Genomic DNA, 18,680 nt, shown 5'->3' with positions numbered 1-18,680 from the left:
CTGAGAGTTCTCCGAATCACTGGATAGCGCGCCTATCCATCACGAACTCAGTTCTCAATTCTGCAATTCACGGCATCTATCGCAAGCGTCAATGCGGGCAAAAACGCCACAGCGTAGGGGTCGTCAATGAAACTGCGCGAATCGATAGACAAAATCTAATTGTCTTGTTGCGAACCAACGCGCACGGTGAACCTCGGAGCGCAAAACTCTCGAGCATGCCGGATGTGGGCTCCGATCCCCTCGCCATTCCGGCGAGGGCTACAACCATTGGAGGTCAACCGTGCAAAAGCAGATTCCGGTCTTGAAGATCCAAGGCCAATGGCTTCGTGAGATCGGCTTCACCGCAGGCGCGAAGCTGAAGATCGAAGCCAGGAAAGGCGTCATCACCATCAAGGTGGATCCGCCTGTGAAGTTTCCACTCGCCACCGGCCGCCCCGGAGTGACCTACCACCCGATGTCCAGGATCACCCCGACAAGGTTCTTCTACGCGAAGGTGGAAGCAGAAACGCACTGAGGAGGTCTGGTCCCTGCGAATGCCAACCAATGCCCGCCATGTGCGGGCATTCTTACTGTTCTCGGGGAAAGTACTGGATGTCCGCAAGCGTGTTCATTATGGGTGCTTATGCCAATCGCCATAATTATGGGCGCTACCATAATGCGCCATAAATGGACCCGGCAAGCTGTGACCGCGTACTCGAAACCCTTGGGCCACAAGCCTCACGGCCAATCTGGTGTGGACTACTCAGCTACGAACGGCCTGGTAAGTGCTCGTGCCCCAGACCAGCGAGAACCCCGTCACCGTATCCGAATCGGCCGGTGGGGCGCCGTCCAGAACCTGCAGAAGGGAGGGCAAAGCCTGCCCCTGCGGATACCCGAAGTAACCGTGCACCGTCGTGCCCCGCACTGTGATTCAGCAGCATGCGGAGCGACGCGCCCACTCGATCCGCCCGTTCTCGATCAGCGCGATGCTCACAGCCGGGACCTTGTGGAAGGCCATGCGCTCGCGCAGGTCCATCTTTCCGCCGCCGCTTCCCTTGATCACCACCGGCAGGGACAGGCCTGATTCGCCCCAGGCGATGCGGGCATCCTTCTCGCCGGCCACCTCAGCGGCGCGCGCAGACGTGCCCCAGATGGCCATGGCGAACATGACCCCGGTGAGGCAAGCGAACTGAGCTGTAGCGCGAAGGAGCATCGGAGGTACCGGCAGGGTGGAAACAGAACGACACTACCGCATCCCCGTGGCTGGCGAGCAGTACGCTATGCTCGCGGTCCATCCCGTAACGGCCAACCTTCTCCATGTCGCTGGACATCCTTGACGCTGAAGAGCTTTTCCATATCGCCCTGAGTGCCATGCAGAACGGCCGCGACGGCGAGGCATTGGAGGCACTCAAGCGGCTGCTTGCGCTCGAGCCGGGCCATCGCCACGCCCAGCACCTGCTGGGCGCCCAGTACGCCCAATTGGGCATGTTCGCGCGCGCCGAGGCGACCTGGAGCGCACTGCTGGCGTCTGCGCCGGAGTTCGCGGAAGCCCGCTTCCAATTGGGTCGCCTGCTGACACTGGGTGGGGATCCGGCCGCCGTGCAGGCGGTTCTTGCTCCCCTGGCCGACCGGACCGACGACCTCGGCTGCTACGCCCAGGCGGTCACGGCTGCGAGCCGCGGCGAGCATGGCCGCGTGGAGCAGTTCCTCGCCCAAGGCCTGGCGCTCGCCTCTTCCAATCCTGGCGTAACCGGTGATATGCAGGAGTGGCTGCAGCGCCTGCGAGGGCAGGGTGCCCCCGCTCCTGGCCCGGCCGTAGTCGGGCCGCCGGCTCCCGAGGCCGCGTCCATGCTGCTGAGCGGCTACGGGCGACACTGACGTCAATGCGACTGGGTCCGGCAAGTTCTTCGTCCTCATTGGTATCGCTGCTCAAGGCCGAGCTGGCGTCGGATACCCGCAGGCGCAGTACCGGCAAGGCATCCAACGCCGCCGTCTCGACCGAAGCAGGTGCCGGCCGCCCTTCGCTGCGACCGCAGTTGGTCGACGCGGCGAAGAACGTGGACCGCACCGATCCAGGTGCCATGAAGCAGGCGCGACGCCGGATCATCCGCGCCGTGCTGGTCTGGCAGTTCGGTCCCGACCTGCGGGAACACAGCCAGTGGGCGGCCATGCTGGACGCGATCGCCACCACGCTGGAGCAGGACGCCCAGCACCTCGCGCAGTTCGACGCCCTGGTCGCCGAGCTCCAGCAGGTACGTTAAAAAAATCCTGAATTACCCCTAAACTTTTTTCTGCGCCGCTGGATTGTTCCCAGAGATGGCCCGGATTTCCTTCCGGGCTCCGAACGGAACGGCAGGGAATCGGCATGGTCGCAGTGTTCACGGGGAATGGCTTGGGCTTGTTCAACGCAAGCCTTGCAGGTGCTGGCGCAGGATCGGCACGCAGCGGCCAGGGGACCGACCGCCAGTACGTCAATGTGGCCAACGGCAACCTCGTGTTCCAGTCGCAGGACGAACAGCTGCTGTTCCGTGGAACGGCACTGGGCAGTGCCCGCACCTACAACAGCCTGGGTACGACCGCCCAAGCGGGTGCCGATGGCTGGGTCACAGGCTTCGAACGGCGGGTTGAACTGCTGCAGGGGCAAGTAGGCCAGGCTGGCAGCGTCCTGCGCCGCCACACCGGTGACGGTGGCTTCCAGGATTTCGCCTACATAGCGCCGAACGTTTACCGCGCCACCTCGGGCGAGGGTGCCCACGACGAGCTGACCCTCGCGCCGGACACCGGACTCTGGACCTACGTCGAAGGCACCAGCCGGGCCACCGAGACCTACGCCGCGCTGGATGACGCTCAGGCACAGGGGCGCCTGCTCTCGCTCCGCGACGGCCGCAGCAACGCAGTGTCGTGGATAGTTGACTACGACACCCAGGGCCGCATCGTGGCCGTTCGCGACGCCGATTCGCTGGCGGCCCTGCGCTACAGCTATGACACCCTGGGTCGCCTGCAGCAGATCGAGGTCCATGGCGACCAGCCGGACGAGGTAAGCGGAAGGGTCAGTTACGGCTACGATGCACTTGGCCGCCTGTCGTGGTCGCTCGTTGACCTGACTCCGAACATCGCGACTGACCGTGCAGCGTGGAAAGACACCGGAGGAAACGACGGCCTGCTCTACCGCACGACGTACGCGTACGACGGTGACAGCCTGCGCATCAGCCTGGTGCGGCAGAGCGACGGCACCCTGATGAGCTACGGCTACGACGGGCAGGGCCGGGTAGTCACGGCCACCGTGGGTGATGTCAACGCCAACGATGCTGGCGGCGTGGGGCAGACAGTGACGTACCGCTACGACGCGGCAACGCGCCGCACCGACGTCAGCGATCCTACCGGCGCCACCTGGACCTATGAATTCGACGCCGATGGCCAGCTGAGACGCATCGAGCTGCCTGCACGCGATGGACTGCGCGATGTAACCCGCTATGCCTATGATGGCGACGGCAACATCACGCAGGTGGCCACCCTGCGTGGCGCTCAGACCCTGCAGCAGACCGACTTCAGCTACGACGCCCGAGGCAACGTGCTCTGGCAGTGGGATCTGGTGGTGGCCGATGGCAGTGCCCGCGCCATCCAGCGCACGTACTCGGCCAGCAACCAGGTCACCAGCGAAACCCGTTACACCGGAGTGGATGCGGATGGCGCCGGAAGCGCGGCGGTGCCCACCGGTGGCATCACCACCGTGTTCCTGTATGACGGGCAGGACCGTCTGCGTTTCGTGGTCAGCCCCACCGGCGATGTGCATGAGTATGCGTACCACGCGGCCGGCTCCGGCATTGGCCAGCTGGCCACGGAACGCACCTACGCCGATCTTCGCTACGACGGTGCCATCACACTGGCTGCCGTTACCAGTTGGGCCGCCGGGCAGCAGGGTGCAGCCGGCTCGCGGGTGGACGTCAGCTACGACGCGTGGGGTCGCCTTCTCTCCCGGGTTGAGTATGCGCAGGTAGATGCCACCGGCAATGGTGTGCTGGATGACGCTGCTGCCACCAAGCAGTACACCTACGACGCGAAGGGTCAGCTGCTCGCAACCTTGACGCTGCGCGGCCCGGCCGATGCACAGGTGCGTGAGACTGCGAGCTACTGGTATGACGGCATGGGTCGACTGCTGTCCGAAGTTCATCGTAGCGGCTCAGCAATGCTCTCAGCCAGCTATTGGAACTATGCCGATTCCGGCATGTTGATTACTCGGGTCATGACCAGCGAATCCGGCGCGATGGTGCGGCGCTCGATAGAGTCGCGCAACCAGAGCGGACGTACCGTCAGCATCACGACCATGAGCGGCAACGGGTCGCTTAGCCGGGTCAACAGCAACTACTACGACGATTACGGCCGCCTGCGCGCCAGCGAAGACCCTGCCGGCGGTCGCACGTACTACTTCTACGACAACCAAGGCCAGGTTGAAGCCGAAGTGGGACCCACCGGCACGGCAGTCTCCTACGAGCGCGATGCCTTCGGCCGGGTCGTGGCCACCACCGTCCATTCAACGGCACTGAATACCGCAGCGTGGGTGCAGGCCGGTACGGTCACCGTCACCGAATGGTCGCAGTACCGCCCCGCCGCGCAGACCAACGACCGCGTGGCGCGCAACGAGTACGACAGTACCGGGCTGCGCGTGCGTAGCCTGGACGCAGACGGCAACCAGGCCGTCTTCCGCTACGACGGCGCCGGCCAGCTGGTGGAAACCACGCTGCTGGATGCCGCTGGCACCCTGGATACCGCCCGGACCACCCGTTACTTCCAGGACGCAAACGGGCGACAGGTGGCCACTCTGGACCCGGCCGGCTACCTCACCGAGCAGGTCTACGATGCCGCTGGGCGCCTGGTACGAACCGTGGCCTACGCCACCGCGGTGAGCGCGGGTCTCCGCGCCACCGGCACGCTGTCGGCCATCCGCCCGACCTCCAGCGCGCAGGATCAGATCACCCGAAACTTCTACGACGGTCTCAATCGCCTGGTTGCCGTGCTCGATGCGGAGGGCTACCTCAGCGACGTCGTCTACGACAGCACCAACAACGTCCGTGCTACCCGTAGTTACGCGCGCCGACTGGATGCGCTGACCGGCACCGAAACCCTGCAAGCCCTGCTCGCGCGCGTAGAAGGCGGCGGCGCCCGGGAAACCCGGAGCAGCTATGACGCCCTCGGACGTGTCGTGCGCGAAGTGAACGCGGAAGGCACGGTTACCCAGTACAAGTACGACACGCTGGGCCAGTTGGTGGCCACCCAGGTCGCGGTCGGGACCAGCGAGATCCGTGAGGGCTACCTGCGTTACGACGCGCTCGGCAACTTGGTCGGCGAGCTCTCCGGCAATGGGGCCACCCATCTGCTGCCCGGCATGACCGAGGCACAGCTGGACGCGGTGTACGCGCAGTACGGCGTTCGCCACACCTACGACGCACTGGGCCTGCGCATCGAGAGCATCGATCCGCAAGGGAACCGCACCTGGTACTTCCACGACGCAGCCGGTCGCTTGACCCACACCGTGCGCGGCACCACCGACGCGCAGGGCATCGCCAACGGCGTCGGCGAGGTAAGCGAAACCCGCTACGACACCTTCGGCCAGGTGATCGACAGCATCACCTACGTTGGGCGGCTGACCATCCCCAATCCTGGCAGCCGGGCCAGCGTCGCCTCGGCCATCAGCACGCTGCAGTTCGTGTCCGGCACCGACGTGCGCGTGCAGATGGAGTACGACCGCCGGGGCCAGTTGACCTCGACCATCGATGCGCAGGGCAACCGGCGCCGATACGAGTACAACGCCTTCGGCGAACAGACCTTCGACCGCCTGGAGATGGGCCAGGGCCAGCAGCGCGTTACCCAGAGCAGCTATGACGCACGCGGGCAGCGCACGGCACTGATTGCAGGCCAAGGCGCCGCACAGGCCAGCCAGAGCTGGATCTACGACGCCTTCGGTCGTGTCATCAGCAGCACCGACGGGCGTGGCCAGGTACGCCAGTGGTCGTACGATCGCGATGGCCGCCAGATTGCCACATGGCAGTCGGCGAACGGCGTCGAACAGCGGCAGACGCAGACCTACGACGCCTTTGACCGCGTGCTGACCAGCACCGATGCCGAAGGCGGTGTGACCACCTACAGCTACGACGATGCCACCCGCACCGTCACTGCGCGCTCGCCCGAAGGCTTGGTCATCACGACCACCCACAACCGGCACGGGCAGGTGTTGAGCGTCACGGACAAGCTGGGCAACACCACTCGCTACGAATATGACGCCAGCGGCAACCAGACGGCCATCACAAGCGCCGATGGCACGCGCCAGACCCAATCGTTCGATTCGCGCGATCTGCTGGCAACCAGCACCGACGCCAGCGGGCGCAGCGTCTCCTACACCTACGATTCGACTGGCCGGCTGCTCAAGCGCAGTCTCGACCCGCAGGGGCTGAACCTCACCACCAGCTATGCCTACGACGCCGCAGGGCGCCAGCTCAGCGTGGTGGATGCACGTGGTACCGAGGTCCGCAACCGGTTCGATGGCAACGGCAACCTGGTCGAGAGCGTTGTCGACCCCGCCGGCCTTGCATTGAAGACCACGTATACCTGGGACGCAGCTGGGCAGCAGCTGTCGGTCACCACCGGCGTCGGCACTGCGCAGGCGAGCACTACCACTTATACCTACGATGCACTCGGCAGGCGCATCAGCCAGACCGTGGACGCCGGCGTGGGGCGCCTGAATCTGGCAACGCAGTTCCGCTACGACCAGAATGGCAACGTTGTGGCGCGCATCGATCCTGCGGGCCAGGTCACGCGGTTCGTGCTCGACGCCAACAACCGCGTCGAGCTCACCATCGACGCAGCTGGCGGGGTTACCCGTTACTGGTACGATCGGACCGACAACGTGCTGGCGCAGCGTCGCTACGCCAACGCAATTACGGTGAGCGACCTGCCGGAAGCGGCTACCGCAGCGCAGATCCAGTCGCGCCTGGCCGCCGACGACAACCGCGACGTACAGAGCTACAACGTCTATGACAGCGACGGCCAGCTACGCCTGACCATCGACGGTGCAGGTGGGGTTACCGGCTACGACCGCGACGGCGCCGGCCGCGTCGTACGCCAGATCCGCTACGCCAACACCCTCACGCTCGCGAACATTCGTCCCGTGCTGTTGACCGGCGACATCGGTGTGGCCGGGGTGCTCTACTACGTGCAGGGCGACAGCAGCCGCGAAGCCGTCACCTGGCAGGTCCTTGATGCCATGGGGCGCACCCGCTTCGAGATCGCCGCCGACGGCAGCGTCATGGAGCGCCGGTACGACGCTTCCGGCCTGCAGGTTGCCACGGTTTCCTATGCCAACCGGCTTACCCTGACCGCGCAGTTGCGGCTGGACCTCGGCAGCGGCAGCGTGAGTGTGCAGGCCATTGGCAGTGCGCTGGTGGGCTCTCAGTTGGACCAGAGTCAGTACGTTGTACTGGACGCTGCAGGCCGCGTCCGCTTTGAAGTGCGCCGGGATGCCGATGGCCAGGGCCGCGTCACCGAGTACGGCTACCAGGGTAGTGCGCGGATCAGCACCACCGTGTACGGCCGTGCCGTCATCTTCGACACGCAGCAGACCGTCGCGTCGCTTCAGGCGCTGGTGGCACCGCTGCGCAGCGCCGGCGAGTACCGCACCGAACGTGCAGTGCTGGATGCCGCAGGGCGCCCGCGGTTCAGCATCGATGCCAGCGGCAGCGTGCGCGAAACCCGCTACGACGTCGTCGGCCAGGCAGTGGCTAGCGTCACCTACCTGCCCAAGCCCGGTGCGGCAGAATCCCAGAGCCTGGCCAGCCTGACCGCATGGGCCGCTGCACAGCCCGCGGCACAGTACCGACTGGACAGCCGCGGCTACGACGCCGCCGGTCGCTCGGTGCTGCACACCGACGCCCTGGGCCAAATCGAACGCTTCGGTTACGACGCCGCCGGCCAGCTGACCTCCTTCACCGACACCGCCGGCCAGATCTGGACCTACGGCTACAACGCGGCGGGACAACGCACCAGCGAAACCTCACCGGCGGTGGATGTAGCCACCGTGGGCACCAACGGGCAGTTCACCATTGCCCACAGGTCGCTGGTCACGCGTACCGAATACGATGGCCTGGGCAACGTGGTCCGTCGCAGCGAGGACGCAGACGGTGGTACGCCGCGTATAACCGAATATCAGTACGACAACCGCGGCAACCAGATCCGCACCCTGTTCCCGGACGCATGGGCAATCGACGAAGCCTCTGGCCTGCTGGTTGCAAGCGGCCAGCGCCCCTCGGTGGAAGTGAGCTACGACGCATTGAACCGTGCGGTGGTCCAGAAGGACGTTCGCGGCAACTACACCTACAAGGCCTACGACGCGCTCGGGCAGCTGGCCTATGACGTGGACGCGGAAGGCTACGTCACCGGCTACAGCTACGACGCCTTTGGCAACCAGACCGGCCTGCGCCGCTTCGCCACAGCGTTGCAGACAAGCGCGCTGGCCGGATGGTCGGCGGGCACCGCGCTGACCCAGCTGCAGCTGCGCGACGGCGGTGGACTGGTCGCCAACGCCTCCGATCGTCAGTTGCTGACCAGCTACAACAGCCTGGGCCAGAAGGTCCAGACGCTCAGCTCCACGCGCGAGTACTACGGCACCGACGGCGTGGCTCGGCAGGGTACGCCGACCGTGCGCTACCAGTATGACGGCTACGGCAGCCTGCAGCGGCTGTCCGAACTCATGAGCGGCCAGGCCGACCAGGCCGACGCACAGTGGGCACACACCTGGCACTACTACGATGCACTGGGCCGGGTGACGCTCACCGTCGATGCCGAAGGCTACCCAACCAGCACCGAGTACACCGCCACCGGCGAAGTGGCGGTGCAGACCGAGCATGCCCGTGCCCTGTCCACCGCATTGCTGGGCTCCCAGGCCCCCGCGGTGCCGGCCCCGGGCGACGCGGTCACCGGCTTCGACCGTCGAACCAGCTACAGCTACGATGCACTGGGCCGTAAGACCAGTCAGACCTCCACCCGCCAGTTCCAACGCGCCGATGGCAGCGCCGGCCAGAGCGACGTGCAGACCCGGATTGGCTACGACGCGCTGGGCCACGTCATTCAGACCAGCGACGAGAATGGCACCACCGCCACGGCCTATGACGCACTGGGGCGCGTGATCTCCGTGCGCGAGCCAGAGCGTGCTGTGCTGCGCGCAAGCGCCGAAGCCCAGCTTGACGCCAACGTCAACGCCGACCTCTCCAGCACCGCACTGTTTGAACTGGTATCGCCGTACACCACTACTGTCTATGACGCATTCGGCAATGCCGTGCAGATGCGCCGCTACGCCAGTGGCTGGGTGACCGGGCAGGGGGCGCCGGCCGCCGACGACGCGCGCGATCAGCTGCAGACCCAGCAGTACGACCGCCAGGGCCGACTGGTCCGTACCACCGACGCGCAGGGCAATACGCAGACCTACCGCTACGACGCGGCCGACAAGGTGGTCCGCACCCGCCAGACGCTGGCCGGGTCCAGCGCCGAGCGCAACGCCGTTGTCATCACCGAACTCACCTACGACCGCACCGGCCGCCAGCTCTCCACCGCCCAGAAGCGCATCATCGGCGGTACCGAACAGCTTGACCTGTCCGAAACCGCCCGCTACAACGCATTCGGCGAGATCGTCAGCAAGACCCACGCCGGACTGGCCGGCGAGCTGCTGTACGGCTACGACGCCGGCGGCAACATGGTGCAGTCCAATGAGGGCGGCGCGGACGTTCGCCTGGGCTACAACCTGGCCGGGTATCAGGTGCGCCAGAGCCGCAGCAGCTGGGACGGCCAGTCGGCCGTGTCGGCCGTGACCAGCATCCAGACCGACAATCTCGGTCGCGCGCTGCGCACCGACACGCCGGCCGCCAACGGCGGGGTGTCCTCCGTCGCACGTCAGTTCGACCGCTGGGGCAACGTCACCCAGATCATCGACGCGCGCGGCTACCAGACCAACTATCAGTACAACAGTTTCAACCAGGTCACCCGCGACGAGCGCCCGCTGGTCGAGGTGGTAAGCGAGACCGGTGCGCGGAACTGGGTACGCCCGGTAAACGAGTGGTTCTACGATGTGTACGGCCGTCTGGTCGCCACACGCGATGCCAACGGGCACATGCGCACCAGCGAGTACAACGCCGCCGGACAGTTGGTGAAGTCGCGCGACGGCGTGGGTGCCACCACCCTCTATGCCTACGATGCGCTGGGTAACCAGCGCCTGCAGCAGAATGCGCTGGGCTACATCACCTCCAAGCAGTACGACCGGCTTGGGCGGGTCACCGCCATCGGCGACTACCTGCTCAATGACGCCGGAACGGCGCGCTACCGCACCACGCTGCAGCAATATCGCCTCAACGAGAACGGCGACCGCCTGGCTGTCACCGATGCGCTGGGTTACACCGCGTTGTACGACTACGACAGCCGGCACCTGGTGGTGCGCAGCCAGACCGCGATGGGCGTGACCCAGCAGTACGGCTACGACGTGCTGGGCCGCAAGATCCTGGAAAGCAACGCACTCAGCACTACGTGGGGCGCCGACCGTGATGGCCAGCAGGTTCGCATGAACGAACTGAGCTGGCGCTACGACGTCTTCGGCCGCACCAGCGACCACAACGACCTGGGCACACGCGACTTCAACTACGACTACGCCGCAAGCGGCCAGTTGGTGCAGGAAACCGGCAATGGCGGGCAGGCGGTCGATACCAGCCGCACATATCAGTACTACCCGAACGGACAGCTGCGCCGCATCGAAGAGAGCGGCGGCAACTTCACCTACTACGAGTACGACGCGGCCGGCAACAGGACCTTGGAGGAGGTGTACACCCGCGACGGTTCCGGCGCGCTGGTGCACACCTACACCCGCACCTGGTACGACAGCCACAACCGCATCCAGCGCGTGGTGCAGGACGACGCGTCTGCTGGCGGCAACGCCCGCCGCATGTTCGATATCCGCTACGACTACGACGCGGTCGGCAATCGCCGCCGCGTGCTGGCTCAGTCCAGCCATGGACCCAACGCGGCTGCGATGCCGGTGACCAACACCGCCCCCACCGCAGTCAAGCCGGTGGCCGACAGGACCGTGCGCAAGGGTACCCAGTCCGAGTTCAAGGTACTGTTCACCGACGTCTTCCGCGACGCCGAGCAGGACGCGCTGACGCTGGACATCACCCTGGCCGATGGCAGCGCATTGCCGTCATGGTTGGGCGCCCGCTACGACGCGGCGACCGGTGAGATCATCTTCATCGCCGCCCCGCCGGCCGGGAGCGGCGACGCAGACGTGGCCGTGAAGCTCACGGCCCGTGAAACCGCCAATGCAGGCAATGCGGTCGCCACTGTGTTTACCGTGCGCAGCCGCACCAATACCGCACCGCGCCTGCTGAGCCCGAGCGTGGCCCAGCTCAATGCCAAGACCGGCCGTCCGTGGGCGGCGGAGTTGCCGTCCGCGCTGTACTTCATCGACGACGACGTGGGCGATGTCCTGTCGCTGAGCGTGGACAACGCCGCCTCGCTGCCATCCTGGCTGCAGGTGGACCTCAGCAACCCGTACGTGGTGCGCCTGAGCGGCACCCCCACCACTGACCAGAGCATCACCCTCAGCATCCGCGCCACCGACCAGAACGGCGCCTCGGTGGTGAAGACGCTGCAACTGCACACGGCCGCCAATGCTGGCCCGAACGTAGTGGCCGCCCCCAGCCTCGGCGAGGCCGTCCAGGGTCGCGCCTACAGCTGGTCACAATCGCTGTCCCAGCTGTTTGTGGACCCCAATGGCGACCCGCTGCAGGTGCGCGCCAGCGGCCTGCCGGGCTGGTTGAACTTCACCTTCCTGGACCAGGCCAACCCGGTGTTGCGCCTGGACGGCAACGTACCCTCGACGGTCGCAGACGGCGCGACCTTCGCGGTCACCCTGACCGCGACCGATCCAGACGGGCAGACCAGCAGCGTCACCCTGCAGCTGGTAGTCCGAGCCAACCGCGCGCCGGTGGTGCTGCATCCGGAAGGCCTGCAGCTGGCGGGCATTCGCGTGCACGACAGGCTGGACGTCACCTTCGCCGTCAGCAGCCTGTTCACCGACCTCGAAGGAGACGCACTCTCCTTTGAGGCGCTCAAGCTGCCCAGCTGGATCACCGCCACGCTGGACCAGACCGCCGGCACGGTGCGTCTGGTCGGCACTGCGCCGACCGCAGGCTCGGCCAGTCTCGAAATCAAGGCATGGGACATCGCCGGCCTGACCAGTACCAGCAAGGTGCTTGTGAACATCGGCCAGGACGTAGCGCCGTATCGCACGGCCGGCGTCGCCCTCAATGACGCTACCCTGAGCATCGGTCGCAACTTCAGTTTCACCCTGCCTGAAAACCTGTTCACCGAGCCGGATGGCGACGGCTACACGCTGGAAGCGGACGTGGTCACGCAGTGGCGCGAGTTCGTGGACGACTCCAATCCGCACTACGAGAACAGGCTCAACATCGAGGCCTGGCCCTCGTGGCTGGTGTTCAACCCGGCCACCCGTACCTTCAGTGGCCAGGTGCCACCGGGAACCGCGACCAGCAACTTCGCGGTGCGCATCGTGGCCCGCGACGGCCGCGGCAACCGTACCAACCCCGGCGAGACCATCGGCGCGGCGGGGGTCACCACTGACTCGTTCATGCGCTTCAACCTGGTGCCGTTCGTCAACTCGGCGCCGGTCTACGCTGCCGGCAGCATGCCGATGCGCGTCATCAATCACGGCACGCCAGTGAACTTCACTCTGCCGCCGGGGGCCTTCGTGGAACCCGACGGCGACAGCCTGACCTACAGTGCCTACGTGCAGCTGCCGGACACCTGGGAGTACGTGCGTGACCCGCGCAATCCCAGCGAGTATCTGCCGGACCCGGTGCAGCAGCCGGGTCCGCTGGTCGACCTGGCCACCATTGGCCTGTCGATCAATGCCAGCACCGGTACCATCACCGGCACGCCGACCAACCTGGCATACCTGAACTACCGCATCCAGGTAATGGCACGCGATCCGCAGGGTGCCGTAGGCGTCGGAAAGTTCGACCTCAACGTGCTCAACGCCGCGCCCGTTGCCCCAACCCTGTCAGGGCGCTCGGCGATCGCTGGATCGGCGTGGAGCTATGCCTTCCCCGCGTTCACGGATGCCAATCAGGAAGTCATCACGTACACCGTCAGCAACATGCCGGCGTGGATGAGCTTCAATGCGGCAACCCGTACCTTGAGCGGAACGCCGTCCACGGTCGGGTCATGGACGCTGACCATCACCGGTACCGACACCGCAGGCGCAAGTGCCTCCACCACGCTTACGATCACCACACCCAACAGCGGTCCGGTCCTCACAAGCGGGCTGCCGTCGCATGAGACGTGGCGCAATACCGGGTGGTGGATCCAGATTCCGGCCAACACCTTCGTGGACCCGAACGGTGACGCGCTGACCTGGAGTGCCAGCGGTGTTCCCGCAGGCATCAATTTCGATCCGGTCAACCGCACGTTCTCTGGCTACGCAACCACGCTGGGTACCTATACCGTCACCGTGAGTGTCAGCGACGGGCGCGGCGGCAGCAATTCCACCAACTTCAACATTTACGTAACCAATGCATGGCCCGTTTACAACGGCGGGTTTGTAAATCGGAATGCCCAGGCTAATGAGCAGGTCAACTGGCCATTGCCGGCGGGTGCTTTCAGCGATGCAAACGGCGACAGGCTCACCTACTCAATCCAGATCGAGACTCCCGCGTATGAGGAATGGTTCTGGGACGCTTCAGATGCGGCATGGGCTACCCGCTCGATCCCGGCCACATGGAAGCCCTCCTACTCGCTGAGTATCGACCCCAATACCGGCAACATCACCGGCCCGATGCCCGTATTCACCCAGCCGCGTCATCCACAAACGGGCATCGGCGGTGGCTACCTTCCGTCTTTCCGAGTCAAGGTCATCGCCTCCGACGGGTATGCCACTGCAGAGGCAGTATTCGGCGCCTATACCAATCTGGCCCCCACGGGGTCGATGGGTAACCGTATGATCAAGTCCAATCTGGCTACCACCATCCAGGTCAACGCGCTCACCGATCCGAACGGTGACCCGCTGGTATACGACGCCGGTGGTTTGCCGCCGGGCATGTGGTTCAACGCATCGAACCTCACCATCAATGGATCGGCGCCGGCTGGCGCGTACACCATCACCATCTACGCCAACGACGGTCGTGGCGCGGTGGGGACGTACTCCTTTGTCCTCACGGTTCAAGCCAACAATGCGCCGACCGCACCCAGCGTCAGCAACCTGTCCATGCAGGTTGGCACCGGCGTAGGTGTTGTACTGCCGGCATTCCCCGACGTGGATGGCGACCCGGTGACCTACCAGCTCTCGGCACTTCCGCCGGGACTGTGGTGGGACCCGGTCGGCCGCGTGATCGGTGGCACACCATCGCAGGCGGGTACCTATGGCATGACGATGGCCGGCGTGGACAATCGCGGCGGGGTGACTTACGTCGGTTTCCAGATCGCAGTGGCGGCCGCTCCCATTCCAAACCGCGCGCCCTATGTTGCGGTGACCCCGCCTTCCCCCGCTGCGCATTTCTACAGCACCAACAAGTACATTGTGAGCCCTTCGGGCTTCACGCTGAACCCAAACACCTTCGTTGATCCGGACAACAACCCGCTCAGCTACGCCATCATCCAGAAGCCCGCATTCCTGTCGTACAGCTATACGCCTGGTGTGGGTCACCAGTTCTCCGGCGTAAACAACGACCAGCGTGCCTGGGCAACGCATACCATCATCATCCGCGCCACGGACCCGAGTGGCCTCTACGTGGATGTGTCCTTCACGGTCACCTCCGAGTACTACAAGTACAAGCCCGGTGGCCCGGTCGAGCCGATCATTGCCTCAAACGACGAAGAGGCAATGATGATGTCGATGCGCGGCGGGGAGTTCCTGCTCGAAAGCATAGAAGACGAAGCATTCGCATCGTCCCTTGTTTCCGGCGATGGGACCGAGCAGCCCATGATGCTGTCCGCGGCTACCGCGCAGGCAAGCTCAGTCTCCACACTGACCCCCTGGGCCGGCCCGGTGAACATTGCCGGTGGCTCGCCGCCGTCGGGCTTGGGCAATGTCTCGGCCGCCAGCGGCACCGGCGCAGTGCCGGTGGAGACCAAGGAGTACTGGTACACCTACGACGGTGAGAACCGGATCTTGGTCAATAACGGTTCCTTGCAGAACGGCCAGATTGTCTTGACCCTGGCCGGCGAAGATTCCTACAGCCTCGCCTACGATGCGGCGGGCAATGTGGTTTCGCGCACCACCAACCGCAGTGCAAACGGGGTCAACTTCTACTGGATCGACCGTACCTCGTACGACCTGCGTGGGAACCGCCAGTTCGAGTACTACACCGACACCATACGCAATGGAAAGTTCGAGTCCGGCGGTGGCATCCAGAGGCGGATGACCTATGATGCCGCCAATCACCTCACCGCGTCATACAGCTACTTCGCCAGTGGCAGCGTGTGGAATGACGAAGTAGGCACCGGCCCGGGCGAACACTACGAGATCTACGGTACCTACTACTACGGTGGGTGGCTCTCCCGTGCCGAAACCTATGGCTACGACGGTGATGGACGGATCACGGTCCAGCAGACCCTGGTTCGCGACACCACCACCTACACGTGGCTTCGCAATGTGGACAACACGGGAGGTCGCCAGTCCACCGATCTGTCCGTGCTCAGGTTCGACTCCGGTACCGACTACACCGGGGGATATGACATCGCCGGTCGCTTGACCATGTACCGCTATGTCACCCCGCAGTACACCCATACCTACACCACGCTTTACCAGTCCCGTGAGAGCTGGCTGCAGAAGAGCATCACCGGCACCAGCACCAACAGCAACTACAAGACAACCACAAACGTACTCAGCTACGACGCGTTCGGGCGCCTGATGTCCCAACGCGAAACGACGCGGCTAAAGAACGGCAGCATCGATGACCGCATGCGTTACTACGCCAACGACATGGACGGCAAGGTCATCAACCGTCGCGAAGGCACGCTGAACAGCTCCGGGGTATTCATTCAGGAGGGGGTAGGCGGCCCGTCCAACTTCCGTCTGGTGCAGGCGAACGGGCAGCAGTTTGCCGAGATTCGTGAAGGGTTCCAGGGCGTCTTCGCCAACCGCCCCTACACCATGCCGCAAATCCAGAGCTTGGCAGGGCGGGGCACCTATGACGCCGGTGGCGGCCAGACCGTAGCCCAGGCCGGCGACACCCTGCGCACCATTGCGCAGCGGGTGTATGGCACGGACCAACTCTGGTACGTGCTGGCCGATGCGAACGGCTTTGGCGATGCAGACGCGGAGATCGGTGCCGGTACGCGCATCAACACCCCCGAGGCGTCGGTCAACCGCAACAACGCGGGCACGTTCAAGCCGTACGATCCGGCCTCGGCTATCGGGAATACCACGCCAGGCCTGCCCTACATCGCGCCGCCGCCGAGCGGTGGGTGCGGCACGCTCGGTATGATCATCATGATCGTCATCATCATCGTGGTCACGGTATACACCGCGGGCGCGGCGGCGCCAGCGGCAGGCGGCACAGCCGCCGGCGCCGCAGGTGGCGGGGCAGCGGTGGGAGGAGGGGCGGCCGTAGGTGGCGGGGCGGCCGTGGGCGGCGGGGCGGCCGTGGGCGGCGGGGCACTCGGAGCGGGTGCAGGCACGGCAGCGGCTACCACGGCCGCCGCAGCCACGTCAGGGCAGATCATGGCTGCCGGAATGGCGGCGCTCTCGGGTAACTTGGGGGTAGCGGGACTTGGCGCCGCAGGCCTCGGCGCCTTCGTAGGAAGTGCCGTAGGCCAGGCAGCGGGCAGCATGATGGGTGTCGCCAGCTTTAGCTGGAAGAACGCTGCGGTGGCAGGCGCGACTGCGATGGCCACCGCCGGATTTGGCGCTGCGGCGAATGCAGGTACGTTCGGCAACTTCATCAGGGACGTCAACTATGCCCGTGCTGCAGCGTCCTCGATGGCTGGGGGTGTCAGCAGCTACGCCGCCAGCCGGGCGATCGGCGTAGATGCAAGCTTCAGCTGGAGAAGCATCGCAGCCAATGCGGTATCCGCAGCAATCAGCACCGGCATCGGCGACAAGCTGGGCTGGAACCCCACCACGGACGCAGGCGGGAGCGGCGAGTTCTGGCACGACATGGGAAATGGGATGCTGAGTGGGGCAATGCGCCTGCACACAAGTCGCGCCATGGGCATCGGTGATGACGTCGACTACAGGAGCTTGGCGGCCGATGCATTTGGAAACGCACTTGGCAATGCGGCTATCCGCGGAATTCGAGAGTCCGCCGCGACCGAGGGCCTGATCGGCGCATCGAAGGGGGCTTACGGGGCGCTGCGCGATGCCGGCTACAGCCCTGAAGAAGCGCGTGCGCTCGTTAAGGGAGCGGACATGCAGAAGCTGCTTTCCGCCCAGGACCAGCGAAATGCAATGGCCTTCCAGACCTATGGGATGGGTAGCTTCGACGACCTGACCCCCGACCAACAGCAGGTCCTGCTGAGCAGAGGATCTAGAGCAACAAATGGAATTGATCGAGCGGCCATAGCTGGGGAGTACCAGCTAAATGAACCGACTAGCGTCGGGCTGAACATTGACATCATCGGGGGCCGCGTTGAATCGGAGAAATCCAGTCTCTACAGCTTCGGTGTGGCGGCGTCTGGCGTGATCATGGACGGCCAAGCGGCGCTGGGTCGTGCGATTGAGACTGTCGGCGAACAGAACGTGCGGGGAGCAATCATAGTCACCCAATTCGCTCTCGGCGGTATCCCGAAGACAATCATTGGATTGGGCTTGGACTCTGTCGCAGGTGAGTGGGTCAACAGCAAGATGGATCAGTACCTGATCAAGCCCCTCTCCAGTGCATATGCTGAAGGTGGCTTTGGTGCTCACGGCCCGGACGAAATTGAGGCCGTGCGACCTGCGTCCGAACTTGCCGCTCAGTTCACCGTGGGAATGGCTGCCTCAACCATTGGCGTCGCGGCTGCTTCGGGCAGGGAGATGATTATCAAGGCGGCCACAAGTGCCAAGTCCTATCTTGAGATAGCCAGGAACAGGCTGGAGACAGTGGTCAGGGACGGCTATGCCGCAGCTAAGAAGCTGGAATTGGTAGGTAGTCGTGGAAGCTATGGCAGCCCAGGAGCGCAACGAGGATCGATCAAGCTGTCTTCCACCAATGGAGGGGGTACTGCCTCCCCCGCGCAGTATCCCGACGGAATTTCGTATCGAACCGACCTTCCGGAGCATCTTGCTGGTCCTCACGGCTTCACGAATGCAGGCAAGCTGCACGGGACGCACAATATGCAGAACGCCTTGGATGAGCTAAGAACTAGGGGCTTGACGCCCACCCTTACGCCGACGAGTACGCCGGGCATCTTCGAACTTTCATATCCGTACACTAAGCCTAACGGTGCACAGATGATTGGCCGGAAAACAGTCTATGATCCAAGTGTGATAAGCGACAGTGCTATGCTGCGAAACGCGGATGCGGCGGGTAGATTGGGATATGAGGCGTTCCTCAAGGATCCTTCGAAGCTCGTTCACGAAAGCAATGTCAATGGAGTGAAGATGCGCTCGTACATGAATCAATCCCCGTCTGGAGATTGGTACGTAGGGAACGCTCACCCAATCGATTAGG

At 64.6% G+C, this 18,680-nt stretch carries 4 protein-coding genes and 1 pseudogene; 4 read left to right on the top strand and 1 reads right to left on the bottom strand.

The window, feature by feature from the left end:
* Nucleotides 1-271: 271 nt before the first annotated feature.
* A pseudogene (locus PDM28_RS18430) lies at nt 272-514 on the top strand (SymE family type I addiction module toxin); the annotation flags it as partial.
* Between the two features lie 396 nt (nt 515-910).
* Here the strand turns inward: PDM28_RS18430 and PDM28_RS18425 are convergent.
* Nucleotides 911-1,147, bottom strand: a complete 237-nt coding sequence (locus PDM28_RS18425; protein ID WP_311183167.1) for a hypothetical protein — start codon at nt 1,145-1,147, stop codon at nt 911-913.
* Nucleotides 1,148-1,296: 149 nt separating this feature from the next.
* Here PDM28_RS18425 and PDM28_RS18420 point away from each other — a divergent pair, with 149 nt between their 5' ends.
* From PDM28_RS18420 to PDM28_RS18410, 3 genes are all read left to right on the top strand, one after another.
* Nucleotides 1,297-1,857: a tetratricopeptide repeat protein gene (locus PDM28_RS18420; protein WP_311183166.1), complete on the top strand. Its 561-nt coding sequence runs from the start codon at nt 1,297-1,299 to the stop codon at nt 1,855-1,857.
* A gap of 38 nt (nt 1,858-1,895) precedes the next feature.
* Complete coding sequence (locus PDM28_RS18415) at nt 1,896-2,240, top strand: hypothetical protein (RefSeq protein WP_311183165.1); 345 nt, start codon at nt 1,896-1,898, stop codon at nt 2,238-2,240.
* Nucleotides 2,241-2,377: 137 nt separating this feature from the next.
* The gene (locus PDM28_RS18410) at nt 2,378-18,679 is read left to right on the top strand and encodes a putative Ig domain-containing protein (RefSeq protein ID WP_311183164.1); all 16,302 of its coding nucleotides are present in this window, start codon (nt 2,378-2,380) and stop codon (nt 18,677-18,679) included.
* Nucleotide 18,680: the final 1 nt, after the last annotated feature.

This window comes from Stenotrophomonas aracearum, assembly GCF_031834615.1.
Classification (GTDB): Bacteria; Pseudomonadota; Gammaproteobacteria; order Xanthomonadales; family Xanthomonadaceae; genus Stenotrophomonas; species Stenotrophomonas aracearum.
Note: the sequence above shows the minus strand (reverse complement) of the source record. Positions and strands in the feature narration are given on the sequence as shown.